This is a genomic window from Luteimonas yindakuii, assembly GCF_004803715.2.
Lineage (GTDB): Bacteria > Pseudomonadota > Gammaproteobacteria > Xanthomonadales > Xanthomonadaceae > Luteimonas > Luteimonas yindakuii.
In genome coordinates, this window is record NZ_CP039383.2 from 1132547 (window position 1) to 1150008 (window position 17462).

The following is a 17462-nucleotide window of genomic DNA, read 5'->3' on the forward strand; positions in this document are numbered from 1 at the left end:
CCCTTCGGGGTTCAGCGGATGCGCACGATGCTGGTGATGCGGTCGATGGTGTCGGTCTCGCGCCCGGACATCATCGGTTCGAGCGCGGTCACCACCACGCCCGACAGCGACATGCGCACGTAGTCGCCATCGGCGCCGCGGTAGCCGGTGCCGGAGGTGTCGTGGATGACGTAGGTCATGCCGTTGTCGCGGCCGATCATCATCATCACGTGGCCGGGGATGTAGATCAGGTCGCCGACCTGCATGTCGGCGACGGCGGCCAGCCGTTCCTCACGGCTGGACTCCGCGGTCAAAACGGTCTTGTCGAACGCCGGGCTCACCGCCTGGTCGCGGGTGTTGCGCGGCAGCTGCACGCCCATGCTGCGGTAGATCTCGGAGACGAAGCCGCTGCAGTCGCGCGCATTGAACGAATGCCCCCAGCCGTAGCGCTCGCCGAGGAACCTGAAGCCCTGGCGGATCAGGTTGGCCGGGGTCAGCGGCAGCGGCTCGGCCGCGACCTCCGCGGTACGCGGCAGCAGCGCGGGCACGAATTCCAGGCTGCCGTCGGCGCGCCGTGCCGGCAGTTCGATGACGTGGCCGAAGGCCGGATGCTGCCCATGGACCTGCCCATCGGCGGGCCAGTCGGCGAGCACGGGCACGCGCACGCCCATGTCGAGCTGCAGTTCGGAGATGTCGGGACGCACCGGGTTGAACACCGTGCGTGCGGTCGCGCCGGTCACCAGCAGCGACGGCGTGCGGTTGCGGTAGGCCGCCGTCTGTTCGCGCGTGCCGGTCGCCAGCCGCGAGGTTTCCATCCAGGCCAGATAACGGTCGCTGGCGACGAAGGACCAGCTTCCGTCAGCCGTCGTGTGCAGCACGGCCAGCGCATCGCCGGGGAACAGTCCGCTTTCCTGCAGGCGGTCGATATCGACGTCACCGGCGGTGGAGAAGATCCGCCGCGTGGTCGGGAAGGCACGCAGGTCGGCGCGGTCCACGGCCAGGCCGAAGCGCGGCTGCACACGGTCGGGGATCGCATCGAGTGCCATGTCCCGCTCGAGCGTGTCGAAGAATCCGCGCTCGACCGGCTTGCCCTCGACGTCGTAGCGCTCGGCCGTGGGACGCTCGGAGAGCGCCTCGATCCAGGCGCGCACCTGGGCGCCGTCGACTTCCAGCGGGAATTCCGCCATGTCGCGGACGCTGTCGTCCTCGGCCAGCAGGCGCGCGTTGTGCGCGGCGATCGCGTCGGCATCCAGATAGGGGCGCTCGGCATCGGCACCGAGCAGGCGGATCCAGTGTCCGGGATCCAGATGACGCTCTTCCACCCCGATGATGCCGTGTGCCGGCACAGCGGCGACGGTCGTGGCGATGGGTTCGCGGGCGGAAGCCAGCGCGCTCGTGGCAAGCAGCAGTGCGATGCACAAGGCGCGTGCCGGCACGTGGATATTCGGCCGAAGGTTCATGGCGGTTCCCCGACGTGCGCGGCGCACGTCCATTCCGGACGTTATGGAATAGATTCTTCGCAAGATCAAGGGCGGCAGAATAAATTATTGACCGTCTGTGACACCCATGCTACATACGGCCGCACAGGGGTCGTTCCGGCAAGGGGGCAGCATGCTGCAGCTCGGAGTACATCTCGGAGTCGCGGTCCGTGCGGTCGCTGCGGGCATAGTCTGCCTGCTGCCGCTGGCGGCCGGTGCGCATGGCGACGATCTTCCGCCGCCTGCGCCGCCCGGGATCCATGCACTGGTTGAACGCGGTGATTTCACCGCCGCCGAAAACCGCATCGCGACGTTGCTGGCGACGGAGGCCTTGTCGCCGGAAGAGCGCCGCGGGCTGGAATTCCAGCGCGAGCGCATGCGCCGCATCCGCCTCGACTTCGGTCTCGATGAAGCCGCCGCGCGCGCGGCGGTCCGTCGCCAGGTTCCCGACCTGCGCGATGCGGAGTTCAACGCCTGGAGCTCCGGCGGGCTGCTGGAATCGATGCACATCGATGGCCAGACGCGTTACTTCAACCGTTCCGTGTCCAACATGTTCCGGCTGCATCCCGCAGTCGCGGCGCGGCGGGCATCGCCGGTACGGCCGTTCCGGTCCGGGCCCTACGAGCAACTGCATCCACACCATCGTGAAGTGGTCGAGGCCGCGCGTGCGTCCGGCGCCACGAGCGTCGTCCCGCGACGCGTACGCGTGACCCAGTCGCTGACGGTCAAGCCGGATGCCGTGCCGGCGGGCGAAACCGTGCGCGCATGGATTCCGTATCCGCGCGAGATCGGCGGCCAGCAGGAAGGCCTGCGGCTGGTCGCAAGCGCACCGTCGGTGCATCGCATCGCACCGGCCGATACCCTGCAACGCACCGTGTACATGGAGCAGCCCGCAGTGGCCGGGGAGCCCACGCACTTCTCCGCAACGTACGAGCTCACCGTCCACGCGCGTCGTTTCGACATCGATCCGGCGCGGGTCGAACGCATCGACGCCGCCGCCGACCCGGCGCTGGCGCCGCACGTCGCCGAGCGTGCGCCGCATATCGTGTTCTCGCCGGCGATGCGCGCGTTTTCCGAGCGCGTCGTGGGCGACGAGACCAACCCGTACCGCATCGCGCAGAAGCTGTTCGCCGCGGTCGATGACATTCCCTGGGGCGGCGCGCGCGAGTACTCGACGATCGACAACCTCGGCGAGCACGCGCTGCATGCCGGCCATGCCGACTGCGGACAGGTCACCCTGCTGCTGATGACGCTGCTGCGCATGAACGGTATCCCGGCGCGCTGGCAGTCCGGCTGGGTGTACTCGGAGGATGCCGAGCGCCACGACACCATGCATGACTGGGGATGGCTGTACCTCGCGCCCTACGGCTGGGTGCCGATGGACGTGACCACCGGTCAGCTGGCGTCGGAGGACGACGATCTGCGCTGGTTCTACCTCGGCGGGCTGGACGCCTACCGCATCGCCTTCAACGACGACTTCGGCCGGGCGTTCGTGCCGGCCAAGACCCATTTCCGGTCCGAGACCGTCGATTCGCAGCGCGGCGAGGCGGAGTGGAGCGGGGGCAACCTGTACTTCGATCAATGGGATTACGCGTTCGACTGGCAGATGCTGCCCGCCGTCGAATGAACCCGGAAACGGCTACAACACACAACAATCACGCTGGGGAGAGAGTGGCATGACGAGCAAGACGTTTCGGAAGGCGGCACTGTGTTTGGCGCTTGGCGCCTGTCTGGGCGCGATGGCGCCATCGGTGATGGCGCAGGCGGTCACCGGTGCCGTGGCCGGACGTGCCACCGCCGGCGACCAGGTCACCGTGACCAATCGTGCAACGGGCCTGACACGTACCGCGACCGTCTCGCCCGATGGCAACTATCGCCTGGCTCAACTGCCTGTGGGCGATTACCGGCTCGAGACCATCCGCTCGGGCGAGCGGGTGGGTCAGCCACTGGAGGTCAATGTCTCACTGGGCGGAACCACTACGGTGAACCTTGGCAGCGGTGGTGCCGTGGCCAACCTCGCCGCCGTGGAGGTGGTCGGCTCACGCGTGGTGAACCGCGTGGACGTCTTCTCGACTGAAAGTTCAACCAACATCCGGCGCGAGGATTTCGAACGTCTTCCAGTCGCGCAGAGCCTGAGCGCGGTAGCCGAACTGGCGCCCGGCGTGATTTCGGGCAACTCCTCCTTCGGTGGAATCTCGTTCGGCGGCTCCTCTGTGGCGGAGAATTCGGTCTTCATCAATGGCCTGAACGTAACCGACTTCTATCGACGCCAGAGCTTTTCCACCGCTCCTTTCGCGTTCTTCCAGGAGTTCCAGGTCAAGACGGGTGGTTATTCCGTCGAGTTCGGTCGCAGCACCGGCGGCGTAATCAACGCGGTCTCCCGGTCCGGCAGCAACGAGCTGGAGGGTGGCGTGGAGATCACGTTCGAGCCGGAAGCCTGGCGCGCGGATTTCCAGGACCGGTACTACGATGACGGCACGATCAACACCCGCGGAAGCCGCGATCGGCAGAGCTTCACCAAGGCCAACGTCTGGGCATCAGGTCCGCTGATCCGCGATCGTCTGTTCCTGTTCGCCATGTACGAGCAGCGCGAGAATGACGCCCGCAATACGAACTCGGTCGGCAGCACCTGGGCGGAGAGCTCGAACGACGACGGGTTCTGGGGTGCCAAGATGGACTGGAACATCAACGACAACCATTTGCTGGAACTGCTGGCGTTCTCGGATGAGACCGAAACCGACGTCGACAACTACGCATATGGTTGGGACGCTGGTGGGCGCGGGGCGTTGGCTGGAAACCGTACGAATGAGAGCGGTGGCAAGAGCGGTTCTATCACCTACACCGCACAGTTGACCGAAAATTTTTCCGCCAAGGCGATGTACGGTATCAACCGGAGCACTAGCTTTTCCCGCTCACCGGCAGACGATGTCTGCGATTGGGTAACCTACAACAGTGCATCCTATGCGGCGCAATACCGTGCTCTGGGTTCCCCCGTGCTGGGCTGCCATCCGGGTGCCACCGTCGTAGCACATGAGGACGAACGGAAGGCTTCCCGACTCGACTTCGAGTGGGCACTGGGCGATCACCTGCTGCGTTTCGGCGTCGATCATGAGTTGATGACAACCGACCGGAGCACCTTCTATCCAGGCAATGGGATGCAGTACACCGCCTATGGCCGGACCAGCGCAAACCAGGTGCTCGACAACGGCGCTCCATTGCCCACGGGCGTCAACCAGTTCCTGATGGCGCGTGAGCGCGCGGATGGTGGCGTGTTCGACATCACCGCGAGCGCGGTCTATCTGGAAGATATGTGGTCGGTCACCCCGAATTTTCTGTTGAATCTCGGCTTGCGTGTCGACAACTTCAACAACAAGAACGCCGTGGGCGACAGCTTCATCAAACTCGACAACCTTGTGTCCCCACGGGTGGGTTTCTCCTGGGACATGAAGGGCGATGCGACCACCAAGCTGTTCGGCAACGTCGGCCGCTACTACATGCCGATCCCGAGCATCATCAGTTACAACTTTGCTGGTGGCCTTCTCGATGAACGCACGTTCTACGTGCTCGAAGGGTGGCGCGACGAGGTCAACCCGGTAACCGGCGCGACGTATAAGGCCCCGATCATCGGCCCACAGATCGGAGCAGTCGACCAGACCTACAACATCGTGGTCAACGACACGCGGCAGAGCGTGGACCAGGACCTGGAAGCCGTCTACCAGGATGAGGCGATCCTGGGCTTCCAGCAGGCCATTAGTTCAGCGTGGTCCTGGGGTGTGAACGCGACTTATCGTCGGATGAAGAACACCATCGACGATATCCGTATCAACCAGACGGAATGTGGTCCGATCTGGACAACCGGAAACCGTGCGACCGGGGCCCCCGGAACTCCGACCGGCACGATCTTCCCGATCGGAAATCCGGGGCGGCCGTTGACCCTGTGGGGATCGACGGAGGGCGATCCGAACCAGATCCGATGCACCGAAGACGGCTGGGTCACCGTGGACACGTCGACCGAAGGCTACCGCACGGGTGGTACCAACCAGATCCTGGGCTACTTTGAGCCGAAGCGCACATACAAGTCAGTCGAGTTCCAGATCGATCGTGCATGGGATGGGAAGTGGCAACTGAACGCCTCTTACCTCTGGTCGAAGCTGGACGGCAACCACGAGGGCCCGGTCAACTCGGATACCAACTATGGCGACACCGGCATGGTCCAGCACTGGGATCATCCCGCGAACAACCAGGACTACGGCCCGCTATTCAACGATCGTCGCCATCAGATCAAGCTGCGCGGAAGCTATGCGCTCAATGAGATCTGGACGTTCGGCGCGTCGTTCACCGCGATGTCCGGCGCGCCGATCAACCAGTTCGGCGTGACATGGCCGGGTGACACCACGGCAGCGGGCAGCGTCACCTCCGAAGGGTCAGGTGGTGGTTCGTTCTGGCATTGCATCCCGCCTGCGGGCATGAGCAGCTGTGCGAGCGTCCCGGTTGGGAGCCGCGTCTACGAGTACGCGGGTCGCGGTGCCGGTGGCCGCATGCCGTGGACCTACAACCTCGGTGCCAGCGTGACGTGGGCACTGCCGGTTGAAGGTGTCGACCTCAAGGCACGGCTGTCGGTGTTCAACCTGCTCAACGATCAGGAAGTGATCAACGTGCGCCAACGTTACGAGGCCAATCCGGGCCAGGTGCGTCCGTACTGGGGTACCGGCACGCGCTGGCAGTCGCCGCGCTATGCCCAGCTGGTGGTGACCTGGAACTTCTGACCACCGTTCGTTGCATCCGGTCCGCCTGCCCGGCGGACCGGCAATCAACGGCGCAGCACTGCTGCGCCGGCAGCGCATGGCCCGCGGTACGCCGCGGGCCATGCCGCACTTCCACCAGCCGGTATGGCGTCCACGCGCGGCGCTGCCGCGCGTGATGTCGCGTCGACCGCGCGTTGCAGACGGAATGACGTACACGATGAACATCCGTAGATCCCTTCGCGCATCCGCAGCCCTGCTGGTGCTGTGTCTCGTGCCGCTTACCGGCGCAGCCGGAGACAAGCCGCCGATCACGCTGGATGCGGCGGCCATCGACACGTTGTTCGACGACACCATGGCGCGCTACGGTCTGCCTGGCCTCGCCGTGGGCGTGGTGGTGAATGGCGAGGTCGTCTACCAGCGCACCGCGGGCGAGCTGCGCGCGGGTGAGGGCGAGGCCATCACTTCGCGATCGCTGTTCAAGGTGGCGTCGAATACCAAAGCGATGACGACGGCGTTGCTGGCACGGCTGGTCGACCGCGGCCTGCTGGCCTGGGACGACCCGGTGGTGAAGCATCTGCCGGCGTTCCGGATGCATGACCCCTGGGTCACGCGCGAGATCCAGGTGCGCGACCTGCTGATCCACAACAGCGGCCTCGGCCCGGGTGCGGGCGACCTCATGCTGTGGCCCGAACCCAACCATTTCACCCGCGAGGACGTCGTTGCCGGCCTCGCGCACCTGAAGCCGCTGCACAGCTTCCGCTCGCGTTATGCCTACGACAACACGCTCTACATCGTCGCCGGCGAGGTGGCCGCCGCTGCCGGCGGTGCCTCCTACGAGGAACTGATGGAGCGCGAGGTGTTCGCACCGCTGGGCATGTCGCGCTGCGAAGCCGGCGCCTTCGACCGCGACGCGGTCGGCGATGTTGCCCAGCCGCACCGCCGCGTAGGCGGCAGGAACCTGGTCTACCGCGAAGACGGCGCCACCGTCGACACGGTGCCGATGGCTGCCGCGGGTGGCGTGCGTTGCAGCCTCGACGACATGCTGGTGTGGACGCGCATGTGGCTGCAGCCCGGGCAGCATGGCGTGGTCGATGGACGCCCATGGCTGTCGGATGCCCGCCGGCGCGAGCTGTGGACGCTGCACATGCCGATGCCGCTGGGCAGCCGCATGCGCGACTGGGACGGCAGCCGCTTCTATGGCTACGGCTACGGCTGGCGCCTCAACGACGCGCATGGGCGGTTGAAGGTCTCGCACACCGGCACGCTGTCGGGCATGTATTCCGCGCTGACGCTGCTGCCGGAACTCGATGCGGGCTTCGTCATGTTGACCAACGGCTCGGGCGACGGTGCGCGTACGGTACTGGTGCAGGCGCTTTCAGACCTGCTGGTACGCCCCGGCGGCGCACGGCCCGTGGCCTGGTACGCCGACGTGCTGCAACGCGAACGCGATGAGGCGCCGCCGGCGCGGCGCGCCCCGGACACATCCGCGCGCGAGGCGGTCTCCACTGGAGACCCCGCCATTCCCACCGGTCTCTACCGCGACCCCTGGTTCGGCGACGTCCGTCTGTGCGCGCACGAACGCGGCGTGGAGTTCGCCTCGGCGAAATCGCCCACGCTCACCGGCCTGCTGATGCGGCTGGATGATCGGGTGTTCGTCGACTGGTTCGACGACAGCATCGGCACCGATGCATGGGTGGAGTTCAAGGTCGACGACGGACGCCCGCGCATGACGATGGCGAAGGTCGACCCGGAAGCCGACTTCAGCTACGACTTCGAGGACCTGGCGTTCGAGAGCGTCGCGCCGTGCCCGTAACAGCGATGGCGCGGCGGTACCGGTAACGGTATCGCCGTAGCCAAGGCGGTATTGCCGCGGGAGACGGGGCTGGCTTCAGCCGTGCAGCCCGATCGCGACGGTTTCGCCGCACAGCATGTGCACCTGCACTCCGGTGGGGCCGCCGGTCGAATGGTGGCGCGCCTGTGCGAGGCGGGTGGCGCGGTCGATGGCGACGATCTTGTCGAGGTTGCGCTCGAGCGCAAGGCTGCCGATGCGGATCAGCCATCCCGGCTGGTCGGGCTCCACCGAAATCAACGTGCGTTCCATCGCGGCCCCAGGTTGAAGTGACCCCGGCCCAGCTCCAGGACTTGCTCAAGGTCCTTGACCGTCCTTTCCGTTGCAGAGCGGCGTCCGCTGCCGTCGCATGGCCAAGCTGCCGGGGTGGTGGAATCATGAACGCGGCGCTCGCGCCGCGCTGTCGGTGCAGGGCGTATCGGCGTGTAGGAAAAGTCCGAACAGCAGGCTTGCCGATGCTTCATTGGCCGAACGCATGGCGCAGAAACGAAAAAACCACCCGGAGGTGGCTGTTCGTACGCTGGTGGGCGGTGCAGGGATCGAACCTGCGACCCTTGCCGTGTGAAGGCAATGCTCTACCGCTGAGCTAACCGCCCGAGAAGCGATGGTGGCCGGGGAGGGAATCGAACCCCCGACACGGGGATTTTCAATCCCCTGCTCTACCAACTGAGCTACCCGGCCAGGTCACGCGACGCGGCCGAGCCGTGTGCGAGGGCGGCATGATACGGATCGTGGGCGTTCGCGGCAAGCGTTCCGGTGGCTGAATCGCATCCGGTCGGTGCTTGCGGCGCTGCGGGCGCATCGGCATGTTGACGGGTATCGCGCGTGCCACGCTGCCGGAGCAGACCATGACGACCACGAACGCCGCACGGCTTCTCGCGCCCGTGTTGCTTGCGACGGCGCTCGCCGCCTGTGCAACGGGCGGGATTCCCGATGCGCAGAAGCTCGAGCTCTACCGCAGCCACGCCGGCGAGCCGGTGTCGAGCTTCAATTTCTTCGGCCGCCTCAATGGCTGGACGCCGCTGGGCGACAGCGCGCTGGCGGTATGGACCCGGCCGAGCGAGGCGTTCCTGCTGCAGCTCACCGGGCGCTGCCCGGACCTCGATTTCGCGCCGGCGATTTCGCTGACCAGCACGCAGAACCGCGTGCATGCGCGCTTCGACAAGGTGATCCCGCTCGACCGCAATCCGCACTCCATCCCATGCCATATCGCCGAGATCCGTCCGCTCGACACCCGTGCACTGCGCACCGCCGAGCGCGAGCTGCGCGAAGGCGAGGTGGTGGCGGATCAGCCTTCCGGCGAAGCAGGCACGTAGCCGGCCGGCTTTTCCGCGCCGCCACCGAAGAGGAATTTCTCCATCTCGGTTTCCAGGAACGCGCGGTGCTTCGGATCCAGCGGTGACAACCGGTTCTCGTTGATCAGCATGGTCTGGTGGGCCAGCCACGCCGACCATGCCGGCTTGCCGACGCCGGCATAGACGCGCTTGCCAAGTTCGCCGGGCCACGGCACGAAGTCCAGGCCTTCGGCTTCGCGTTGTTCGTACTGGCAGAACACCTGTCGGGTCATCGGGTCTCTCCTGGAGTGGGGGATGGTCGCTCGGCGACGGCGCCCTCGAGCAGGCGGCGGACGGGCGCGGGCAGGCCGATGGCGTCGAAGGCACCGGGCGATACCCAGCGCAGGTCGTCATTGTCGCCCACCCGTGCCCGCGGGGTGACGTCGCGCCAGCGGTGCGGTCGGATCAGCAGGCGGTAGTGGCTGAAGCCGTGGGGAACACCGGGCAGTGCCTCGCCGTCGTCGGGGAGCCGCGCGTGGCTGGCGGCAAGCGCTTCCGCCGACTCGGCATCCGTTGCTTCGGGCAGCGACCACAGTGCGGCCCAGATGCCGGTCGGGGGGCGGCGTTGCAGCAGGATGCGTCCGTCGCCGTCCTCCAGCACGACCATATGTGTCTGCCGTTCGGGCAGCGCCTTGCCCGGGCGCGGCGTTGGCAGTTCCGCGGTACGGCCCTCACGGCGGGCAACGCAGCCAGTGGCAACCGGACACAGCAGGCAGTGCGGTGCGTGGCGGACGCACACCGTCGCGCCCAGATCCATCTGTGCCTGGGTGTAGTCGGCCATGCGCGCCCCTGGCAGGTGCATGGCGGCGTGTTCCCACAGTACGCGCTCGACCGCCGGTTGCCCCGGCCAGCCGGCCACGCCATGCCAGCGTGCCAGCACGCGTTTCACATTGCCGTCGAGGATCGGGAAGCGATCGCCCCAGGCCTGCGACAGGATCGCGCCCGCGGTACTGCGGCCGATGCCGGGCAGGGCGACCAGCGCGTCGAAATCGCGGGGCAGGTCACCGTCGTGGAGTTCGACGCAGATCCGTGCCGCCGCGTGCAGGTTGCGCGCCCGTGCGTAGTAGCCGAGCCCGGACCACAACGCGAGCACGGCGTCCTGCGGCGCGGCCGCAAGCGCGCGCACGTCCGGCAGGGCGGCCACGAAGCGCTCGAAGTAGGGCACGACGACGGCGACCTGGGTCTGCTGCAGCATGATTTCCGACAGCCACACGCGATACGGCGTGCGCGGGTGCTGCCAGGGCAGGTCGTGGCGGCCGCTGCGGTCGAACCAGGACAGCAGGCGAGCGGCGAACGCGTCGTCAGTCATGGCGCGCACGGTCGTCGTCGACCGTCTCTTCATGGATGCGGATCTCCACCCCGTGCAGGATGGCGCCGGGAATCTCCAGCGCCGGTGCATGGAAGGTGCCGGTGACCGGCGGCAGCGGCGTGCCGGCGTCGAGCTGGTCGAGCCAGCCGGCGATCGCATCGAGGCGCACCCGGCCTTCGAAGCACGCATCGGCACGCGCAAGGCGCAACGCGAGCGGCGCGGACAGGTCGGGCGCGCCGTCGTAACCGAGCGCGAACGGCGTCGGGCCCTCGACGCGGTCGAGTGGTGGCGGCAGCAGCGGCCAGGCTGCCGGCCACTCGGCGATGCTGCCGTCCAGCACGAGTGACAGGCCATCATGCAGTACCAGGTTTCCGCCGGCACGCAGCTGCGGCAACAGGCCCTGGCCACGCAGCGACACCGCCAGCGGTTCGATCCGCAGGCCGCCGCCAGCGAGCAGCAGGTCGCCGGCGATCCCTGTGACCAGCGGATGCGTCGCGTCGGCAAGCTGCAGCCTGCCGCGCAACGCAAGCGTCGTGCGCTGCACCGCGATGCGGCCGTCGCGGGTGTCCAGATGTCCGGACAGGCGCAGCCAGGCCGGCAGGCGCCAGCCCGTGGTCGCCGGCGTGGTGGTGCCGGCAATGCCGATGCCGGCCTGCGCGGCGACGCGGGTCATCGCCATATGCAGGTCGAACGGCGCCTGCAGCGACGCCGCCACGTAGCGGCCGCGCGCGTGCGCACGCAGCGGTGCGTCCATCGCGAAGCGTGGCAGGTCGACATCGAGTGCTTCCAGCCGCCAACCGTCGGCGTCGATGCGGCCATCGACGATGCGGATGCCGTCGACGAAAGCCGGCGCGGCCCCGTCGCCAGCGGGGCGCTGCGCCCACCATCGCTGGAAGGCGGGCAGGTCCAGCACCGGTGCATCGAGTTCCAGCCGCTGCACATCGAGCACCGCGCCGCGCGCGCGCAACGTGGCCCATGGCACCGACAGCAGCACCCGATCGGCGCTCAACAGCGGTGACGGATTGCCCGGCACGCGCGCCACCACGCCATGCGCCACCAGGTCCGGCGTGCCGCGCAGGCGGTAGTCGAATTCCGCGGCCTCGATCTCCAGCCCGGCGGCGGCACCGGCCATGTCGAGCAGGAAGCGGCCAACGGTTTCGGCCCGCATCGCCCAGCGCAGCGCGGCCAGCGCCACCAGCAGCAGCGCCACGATCACGACCAGCGCGACCGCGCGCCGGCGGTTCACTGCGTGGCCGAGCCTTCGCTGCCGAGCGACTCGGGCAGCAGGGCGTCGACGAACGCCTGTGCGTCGAACACGCGCAGGTCCTCGGGGCGTTCGCCGATGCCGGCGTAGCGGATCGGGATGCCGAACTCGCGCGCGAGCGCGAACACCACGCCGCCCTTGGCGGTGCCGTCGAGCTTGGTCACCACCAGCCCGGTGACGTTCACCGCGGCGTGGAACTGGCGCAGCTGCGAGATCGCGTTCTGGCCGGTGGTGCCGTCTACCACCATCAGCACCTCGTGCGGTGCGCTGGCGTCGACCTTGGCCATCACGCGGCGGATCTTGCCGAGCTCGGCCATCAGTCCCTGCTGCGTGTGCAGGCGGCCGGCGGTATCGGCGATCAACACGTCGGTGCCACGCGCCTTGGCGGCCTGCAGCGCATCGAAGGCCACCGCGGCGGGATCGGCCTCCTGGCCCTGGGCGATGACCTGCACGTCGTTGCGGTCGCCCCAGGCCTGCAACTGGGCGACCGCGGCGGCACGGAACGTGTCGCCGGCGGCCAGCATCAGGCTGTGGCCGGCGCTCTTGTAGCGGTGTGCCAGCTTGCCGATGGTGGTGGTCTTGCCGACGCCGTTGACGCCGACGGTGAGGATCACGAACGGCCTGGCATTGCGGTCGATTTCGAGCGGCCTGGCGACCGGTTGCAGCATCGTCACCAGCTCGGTGCGCAGTGCCGCCAGCAGCGCATTGGCGTCGGCGAACTCGCGCGCCTTCATGCGCTTGCGCATGCCTTCCACCAGCACGGTGCTGGCGGTCACGCCGACGTCGGCGGTCAGCAGTGCGGTTTCGATCTCGTCGAGGAGATCGTCATCCAGGCGCGGGTTGCCCGAGAACAGTCCTCCCAGGCTGCGCGCGAAGCCGGTGCCGCGCAGGCGTTCGCGCCAGCCGCCCGCTCCCGGTGCGGCCGGAGCGGGCAGGGGGCGCGATGCCATCGCGGCGATAAACGCATCGGGCGAGGCGGCGCTGGCCGGGTCGACGGCAGGTGCCGGGGGCGCGGCTGGAACCGCTGCGAGCGGTGTCGGTGCACTGGCAGGGCGATCCACGCCAGGGGACGTGGGCGGCAAGGCGGGTGTTGCAGCCGCTGGCGTGGCCTGTTCCGGCGCGGCCGCACGCGCGGATGCGGCGGCCGCTTCGGGCATCGCTGCCGTCGGAGCCTCGGCGCCGGCCGGGATCGCCGTGGGATCGGGTGTATCCGGAGCCACGACCGGTACCGCCCTGTCCGCAGGAAGCCGCGGTGCGGGCCGGGGTGCCGTCGATTCAACGGATGGCGCGCCGGTGGTCGCCGCCGTGTCGTCGTCGGTGCGTGCCGGGGCGTCGCGCAAGGCACTCGGGAACGCGGCCGCCAGCTCTTCGGCGGTGAACCCGCGGCGCGGCTGCTGCGGACTGTCCTCGGGCTTGTTGCGACGGAAGAAACTGGCCATGCGTGGGGCTCGACGTGGGGGCGACATGCTAGCACCGGGGCCGGAAGGGCCCGGTGGCAGGGCAGGTAAAGGCGCTTCGTGCGGCGCGGGGTGCCGCCCTCACCCGCCCCTTCGGGGCACCCTCTCCCGCGTGCGGGAGAGGGGGGCGAGGCTGGCGGCGATCCGGCGACCGCCGATGGATCCGGGAGACAGGGGCAGGGAGTGGCCCGGTACCCGAGGCGCGGCTTCCGCCCGGGCGTCAGCCCGTCAGTTCCAGCAGCAGCTTGTTGAGCCGCTTCACATACGCGGCCGGGTCCTTGATGCCGTCGCCGGCGGCAAGTGCCGCCTGGTCGAACAGCACCCGCGACAGGTCGCTGAAGCGCTGCGGATCCTGTTCGGCGTCCAGCTTGGCGATCAGCGGATGCTCGGGGTTGAACTCGAACACCGGCTTCGACTCCGGCACCTGCTGTCCGCTGGCTTCCAGCAACTGCCGCAGTTGCCCGCTGACCGCACCATCGGCAAGCGCGAGGATCGCCGGCGAATCGGTGAGCCGGTGCGACACCCGCACTTCCGCCACGTCGTCGCCCAGGATCGCCTTGAGGCGGCCGGCCAGCGCTTCCTTTGCCTTCGAGGACGCTTCCTGGGCCTCCTTCTCCTCATCGGTGGCGAGCTTGCCGAGATCGAGGTCGCCGCGCGCGATGTCGACGAAGCGCTTGCCGTCGAACTCGGTGAGGTAACCCATCAACCACTCGTCGATGCGATCGGTCAGCAGCAGCACCTCGATGCCCTTCTTGCGGAACACCTCCAGGTGCGGGCTGTCCTTGATCTGCGCGTGGGTTTCGCCGGTGAGGTAATAGATGCTGTCCTGGCCGTCCTTCATCCGCGCGATGTAATCGGCCAGGGCGATCGACTGCTCACCGGCGACATCGTGCGTGGAGGCGAAGCGCAGCAGGCCGGCGATCTTCTCGCGGTTGGAGAAGTCCTCGGCCGGGCCCTCCTTGAGCACCTGGCCGAACTCGCGCCAGAACGTGCGGTAGGCATCCGGCTTGTCCTTCGCCAGCTTCTCCAGCATGTCGAGGCTGCGCCTGGTCAGTGCCGACTTCATCGAGTCGATCACCGGGCCGGCCTGCAGGATTTCCCGGGAGACGTTGAGCGAGAGATCGGCCGAATCCACCACACCGCGCACGAAGCGCAGGTACATCGGCAGGAACTGCTCGGCCTGGTCCATGATGAAAACGCGCTGCACGTAGAGCTTGAGGCCCTTGGCGCCATCGCGGTGGTAGAGGTCGAACGGCGCGCGGCCGGGCAGGTACAGCAGCGAGGTGTACTCGAGCTTGCCCTCGACCTTGTTGTGGCTCCAGGCGAGCGGGTCGCTGAAATCGTGGGCGATGTGCTTGTAGAAGCCCTGGTAGTCCTCGTCCTTGAGCTCGGTTTTCGGCCGCGTCCACAGCGCGCTGGCCTGGTTGACCGCCTCCCACTCCGGGATCACCGCGTCCTTGTCGTCCTTGTCGTCCTTGCCGTGCCGCTCGACGCGCATCTCGATCGGCAGGCCGATGTGGTCGGAATACTTCTTGACGATGCCGCGCAGCTTCCAGCCATCGGCGAAGCCCTCTTCGCCGTCCTTGAGGTGCAGCACGATGCGGGTGCCGCGCTCGGGCTTGTCGATCGTGGCGACCTCGAACTCGCCTTCACCGGCCGAGGACCAGCGCACGCCTTCAGCCGCGGACAGGCCGGCGCGGCGGCTGTACACGTCGACGCGGTCGGCGACGATGAACGCGCTGTAGAAGCCGACGCCGAACTGGCCGATCAGGTTGGCGTCCTTCTTCCGGTCGCCCGACAGCGCCTTGAGGAAATCGCCGGTGCCGGATTTCGCGATCGTGCCGAGATGGGCGATCGCTTCGTCACGGCTCATGCCGATGCCGTTGTCGTCGATGGAGACGGTGCGCGCGTCGGCATCGAAATCGATGCGGATGCGCAGGTTCGGATCTTCCTCGAGCAGCGCCGGCTGGCCGATCGCCTCGAAGCGCAGCTTGTCGGCAGCATCGGCGGCGTTCGACACCAGCTCGCGCAGGAATATCTCCTTGTTCGAGTACAGCGAATGGATCATCAGGTGCAGCAGCTGCTTCACCTCGGTCTGGAAGCCCAGGGTTTCCTTGTGGGTGTCGGTGGTCATCGTGGTTCCGTCGACGAAAGGGATGTGGGTACGGGCCGCGCAGGCGCGGCAACAGCGAGCAGATGAGGGCCACGACAGCCGCAATCAAGGCCGGGGGTGCGCGGCGACTGGTCTATGATTTTTGCCCCGTCGCGTCAGCAGAGCCGCCATGTCCCGTCGAAACAGTCCTGCCGGTGCGGGTGCGCCGCACACGGTGCGCGGGCCATCGATGGGCTCGGTGCGCATCGTCGGCGGCCGCTGGCGCGGAACGCGGCTACCGGTGCCCGATGCTCCCGGCCTGCGTCCCACCTCCGATCGCGCCCGGGAAACGCTGTTCAACTGGCTGCAGCCATGGCTGCCCGGTGCGCGCGTGCTGGACCTGTTCGCGGGCAGCGGCGCACTCGGACTGGAAGCGGTGTCGCGCGGTGCCGCGCAGGCCGTGCTGGTGGAACGCGATGCCGCGCTGGCCGATGCCCTCGACGCCAGCGTGCACAGGCTCGATGCCCGCGACAGCGTGCAGGTGGTGCGCGCGGATGTTCGGGAATGGCTGCGCGCGCCGCTGTTCGGCCGCTTCGACGGGGTCTTCTGCGATCCGCCTTTCGAGGCAGGCCTGTGGGCGACGGTGCTGGAGCGGCTGGATCCGTGGCTCAACGACGCTGCCTGGCTGTACCTGGAATCGCCGGCGAGCGCGCCGGTGGAACCGGCTGGCGCCTGGCGGCTGCATCGCGAGGGCGGTACCCGCGATGCGCGCCATGCGCTGTATCGCCGCGGTGGCTGAGCGGCAGCAGTCGCAACGACACTGATACACTGACGGCCCGTCGCCGCACGCCGAGTCCGCCTGCCCATGAGCGCGCCCCGCAGCCGCATCGCGGTCTACCCGGGCACCTTCGACCCGATCACCAACGGCCATGTCGACCTGGTCGGGCGGGCGTCGTCGCTGTTCGAGAAGGTGATCGTCGGCGTGGCGGAAAGCCCGGCCAAGGGCCCGACGCTGCCGCTGCAGCTGCGCGTGGATCTCGCCCGCCAGGCGCTGGCGCAGTTTCCGAACGCCGAAGTGCGCGGCTTCGCATCGTTGCTGGCGCATTTCGTGCGCGAGGTCGAGGGCGGCGTGCTGCTGCGCGGCCTGCGCGCAGTGTCGGATTTCGAATACGAGTTCCAGCTCGCCAGCATGAACCGGCATCTCATCCCCGAGGTCGAGACCCTGTTCCTGACCCCGGCCGAACAGTACGGCTTCATTTCCTCGTCGCTGGTGCGCGAGATTTCCCGCCTTGGCGGCGACGTCTCGGGTTTCGTGCCGGCGGCAGTGGCCGACGCGCTGCAGGCCGAATGGCGGCGCAACGAGTAGCAAGACAGACATCACCATGCCGAACCATCCATCCACGGGGAGCTCCACCATGAAGACCATCAACCACCTGCTGCTGGCAGCGTGCCTGGCCCTGCCGCTGGCCGCGTGCCAGAAGGACGAAGCGCCGCAGCAGGTCGAGCGCGCCCCGGTGCCGGCGCCGACCACCGAAGACAGTGCGTCCTGGCGCACCTACCTGCAGGACCAGGTGCCGCGCCACATGGAAGGCATCACCAACCAGCCCTTCATCTACCTGGTCCCGGGCGAGAGCACCGCGGACTTCGAGGGCAACTACGAGCGCCTGCTCGACAAGGCCCGCCTTGACCTGCAACGCGGCATCATCCGCGGCAACCTGCTGGCCTATGCAGGTCCCAACCCGGCGCGCGTGGCCGACCTCGTGGTCGCCGCGTTCGAGGGCATTCCGGAAGGTTCGATGCAGGGCGTGCGCGTGGTGTACCTGGGTTCGCCCGCGGAGACCGCGCGGGTCGAGGCAGCGGTCGCGCCTGCGGGCGTCGAGTACCGCTTCGTCGAGGCGAAGTGACCGCGGATCGTCGCCCGACATCCGCTTTCGCCTTCCCGGCTCCGGCCGGGA

The 17462-nt window shown here is 68.0% G+C and carries 14 protein-coding genes and 2 tRNA genes; 7 read left to right on the forward strand and 9 right to left on the reverse strand.

The features are described 5' to 3' along the window. Positions 1 to 11: 11 nt before the first annotated feature. The gene (locus E5843_RS05170) at positions 12 to 1439 is read right to left on the reverse strand and encodes an SH3 domain-containing protein (RefSeq protein ID WP_244240838.1); all 1428 of its coding nucleotides are present in this window, start codon (positions 1437 to 1439) and stop codon (positions 12 to 14) included. A 151-nt stretch (positions 1440 to 1590) separates the two neighbouring features. Here E5843_RS05170 and E5843_RS05175 point away from each other — a divergent pair, with 151 nt between their 5' ends. The 3 genes from E5843_RS05175 to E5843_RS05185 all read left to right on the forward strand — a co-directional run bounded on the left by E5843_RS05175 (position 1591) and on the right by E5843_RS05185 (position 8015). Continuing rightward, complete coding sequence (locus tag E5843_RS05175; RefSeq protein ID WP_136412027.1) at positions 1591 to 3084, forward strand: transglutaminase-like domain-containing protein; 1494 nt, start codon at positions 1591 to 1593, stop codon at positions 3082 to 3084. A gap of 49 nt (positions 3085 to 3133) precedes the next feature. After that, a complete protein-coding gene (locus tag E5843_RS05180; protein WP_141065738.1) occupies positions 3134 to 6223 on the forward strand; it encodes a TonB-dependent receptor in 3090 nt (1029 codons plus the stop codon). Between the two features lie 196 nt (positions 6224 to 6419). Continuing rightward, on the forward strand, positions 6420 to 8015 hold the full coding sequence (locus tag E5843_RS05185) for a serine hydrolase (RefSeq protein ID WP_136412028.1): 1596 nt from the start codon (positions 6420 to 6422) through the stop codon (positions 8013 to 8015). Between the two features lie 75 nt (positions 8016 to 8090). On the opposite strand, the gene E5843_RS05190 is transcribed toward E5843_RS05185, so the two are convergent. The 3 genes from E5843_RS05190 to E5843_RS05200 all read right to left on the reverse strand — a co-directional run bounded on the left by E5843_RS05190 (position 8091) and on the right by E5843_RS05200 (position 8732). Further along, entirely contained in the window at positions 8091 to 8303 is a 213-nt protein-coding gene (locus E5843_RS05190; RefSeq protein ID WP_134673011.1) for a hypothetical protein, read from the reverse strand. A 269-nt stretch (positions 8304 to 8572) separates the two neighbouring features. Then, positions 8573 to 8647, reverse strand: a tRNA-Val gene (locus tag E5843_RS05195). Between the two features lie 9 nt (positions 8648 to 8656). After that, a tRNA-Phe gene (locus E5843_RS05200) sits at positions 8657 to 8732 on the reverse strand. Positions 8733 to 8899: 167 nt separating this feature from the next. On the opposite strand from E5843_RS05200, the gene E5843_RS05205 reads away from it, so the two are divergent. Continuing rightward, positions 8900 to 9367, forward strand: coding sequence for a DUF6491 family protein (locus E5843_RS05205; RefSeq protein WP_136412029.1), 468 nt, complete (start codon positions 8900 to 8902; stop codon positions 9365 to 9367). On the opposite strand, the gene E5843_RS05210 is transcribed toward E5843_RS05205, so the two are convergent. The 5 genes from E5843_RS05210 to htpG all read right to left on the reverse strand — a co-directional run bounded on the left by E5843_RS05210 (position 9340) and on the right by htpG (position 15549). Further along, the gene (locus tag E5843_RS05210; RefSeq protein ID WP_100322849.1) at positions 9340 to 9618 is read right to left on the reverse strand and encodes an oxidative damage protection protein; all 279 of its coding nucleotides are present in this window, start codon (positions 9616 to 9618) and stop codon (positions 9340 to 9342) included. The two genes, E5843_RS05205 and E5843_RS05210, sit on opposite strands and share 28 nt — an antisense overlap. Continuing rightward, on the reverse strand, positions 9615 to 10694 hold the full coding sequence (mutY, locus tag E5843_RS05215; RefSeq protein ID WP_141065739.1) for an A/G-specific adenine glycosylase: 1080 nt from the start codon (positions 10692 to 10694) through the stop codon (positions 9615 to 9617). Before mutY ends, E5843_RS05210 begins: the two co-directional genes overlap by 4 nt. Continuing rightward, the gene (locus tag E5843_RS05220) at positions 10687 to 11940 is read right to left on the reverse strand and encodes an AsmA family protein (RefSeq protein WP_141065740.1); all 1254 of its coding nucleotides are present in this window, start codon (positions 11938 to 11940) and stop codon (positions 10687 to 10689) included. The genes mutY and E5843_RS05220 overlap by 8 nt, the downstream gene beginning before the upstream one ends. Further along, positions 11937 to 13397 carry a signal recognition particle-docking protein FtsY gene (gene ftsY / locus E5843_RS05225; RefSeq protein WP_136412032.1) on the reverse strand — a complete coding sequence of 487 codons (1461 nt, stop codon included), beginning with the start codon at positions 13395 to 13397 and terminating at the stop codon, positions 11937 to 11939. The genes E5843_RS05220 and ftsY overlap by 4 nt, the downstream gene beginning before the upstream one ends. A gap of 238 nt (positions 13398 to 13635) precedes the next feature. Continuing rightward, a complete protein-coding gene (gene htpG, locus E5843_RS05230) occupies positions 13636 to 15549 on the reverse strand; it encodes a molecular chaperone HtpG (RefSeq protein WP_141065741.1) in 1914 nt (637 codons plus the stop codon). 148 nt (positions 15550 to 15697) lie between these two features. Here htpG and rsmD point away from each other — a divergent pair, with 148 nt between their 5' ends. The 3 genes from rsmD to E5843_RS05245 all read left to right on the forward strand — a co-directional run bounded on the left by rsmD (position 15698) and on the right by E5843_RS05245 (position 17411). Continuing rightward, positions 15698 to 16306 carry a 16S rRNA (guanine(966)-N(2))-methyltransferase RsmD gene (gene rsmD, locus E5843_RS05235; RefSeq protein ID WP_136412033.1) on the forward strand — a complete coding sequence of 203 codons (609 nt, stop codon included), beginning with the start codon at positions 15698 to 15700 and terminating at the stop codon, positions 16304 to 16306. A gap of 66 nt (positions 16307 to 16372) precedes the next feature. After that, positions 16373 to 16873 carry a pantetheine-phosphate adenylyltransferase gene (gene coaD / locus E5843_RS05240; protein WP_136412034.1) on the forward strand — a complete coding sequence of 167 codons (501 nt, stop codon included), beginning with the start codon at positions 16373 to 16375 and terminating at the stop codon, positions 16871 to 16873. A 49-nt stretch (positions 16874 to 16922) separates the two neighbouring features. Continuing rightward, a complete protein-coding gene (locus E5843_RS05245) occupies positions 16923 to 17411 on the forward strand; it encodes a hypothetical protein (protein ID WP_136412035.1) in 489 nt (162 codons plus the stop codon). Positions 17412 to 17462: the final 51 nt, after the last annotated feature.

Bases quoted from the DNA above. Each gene is read 5' to 3' on its own strand.
- E5843_RS05170 (WP_244240838.1), bottom strand. From the start codon at position 1,439: ATGAACCTTCGGCCGAATATCCACGTGCCGGCACGCGCCTTGTGCATC.
- E5843_RS05175 (WP_136412027.1), top strand. From the start codon at position 1,591: ATGCTGCAGCTCGGAGTACATCTCGGAGTCGCGGTCCGTGCGGTCGCT.
- E5843_RS05180 (WP_141065738.1), top strand. From the start codon at position 3,134: ATGACGAGCAAGACGTTTCGGAAGGCGGCACTGTGTTTGGCGCTTGGC.
- E5843_RS05185 (WP_136412028.1), top strand. From the start codon at position 6,420: ATGAACATCCGTAGATCCCTTCGCGCATCCGCAGCCCTGCTGGTGCTG.
- E5843_RS05190 (WP_134673011.1), bottom strand. From the start codon at position 8,303: ATGGAACGCACGTTGATTTCGGTGGAGCCCGACCAGCCGGGATGGCTG.
- E5843_RS05205 (WP_136412029.1), top strand. From the start codon at position 8,900: ATGACGACCACGAACGCCGCACGGCTTCTCGCGCCCGTGTTGCTTGCG.
- E5843_RS05210 (WP_100322849.1), bottom strand. From the start codon at position 9,618: ATGACCCGACAGGTGTTCTGCCAGTACGAACAACGCGAAGCCGAAGGC.
- mutY (WP_141065739.1), bottom strand. From the start codon at position 10,694: ATGACTGACGACGCGTTCGCCGCTCGCCTGCTGTCCTGGTTCGACCGC.
- ftsY (WP_136412032.1), bottom strand. From the start codon at position 13,397: ATGGCCAGTTTCTTCCGTCGCAACAAGCCCGAGGACAGTCCGCAGCAG.
- htpG (WP_141065741.1), bottom strand. From the start codon at position 15,549: ATGACCACCGACACCCACAAGGAAACCCTGGGCTTCCAGACCGAGGTG.
- rsmD (WP_136412033.1), top strand. From the start codon at position 15,698: ATGTCCCGTCGAAACAGTCCTGCCGGTGCGGGTGCGCCGCACACGGTG.
- coaD (WP_136412034.1), top strand. From the start codon at position 16,373: ATGAGCGCGCCCCGCAGCCGCATCGCGGTCTACCCGGGCACCTTCGAC.
- E5843_RS05245 (WP_136412035.1), top strand. From the start codon at position 16,923: ATGAAGACCATCAACCACCTGCTGCTGGCAGCGTGCCTGGCCCTGCCG.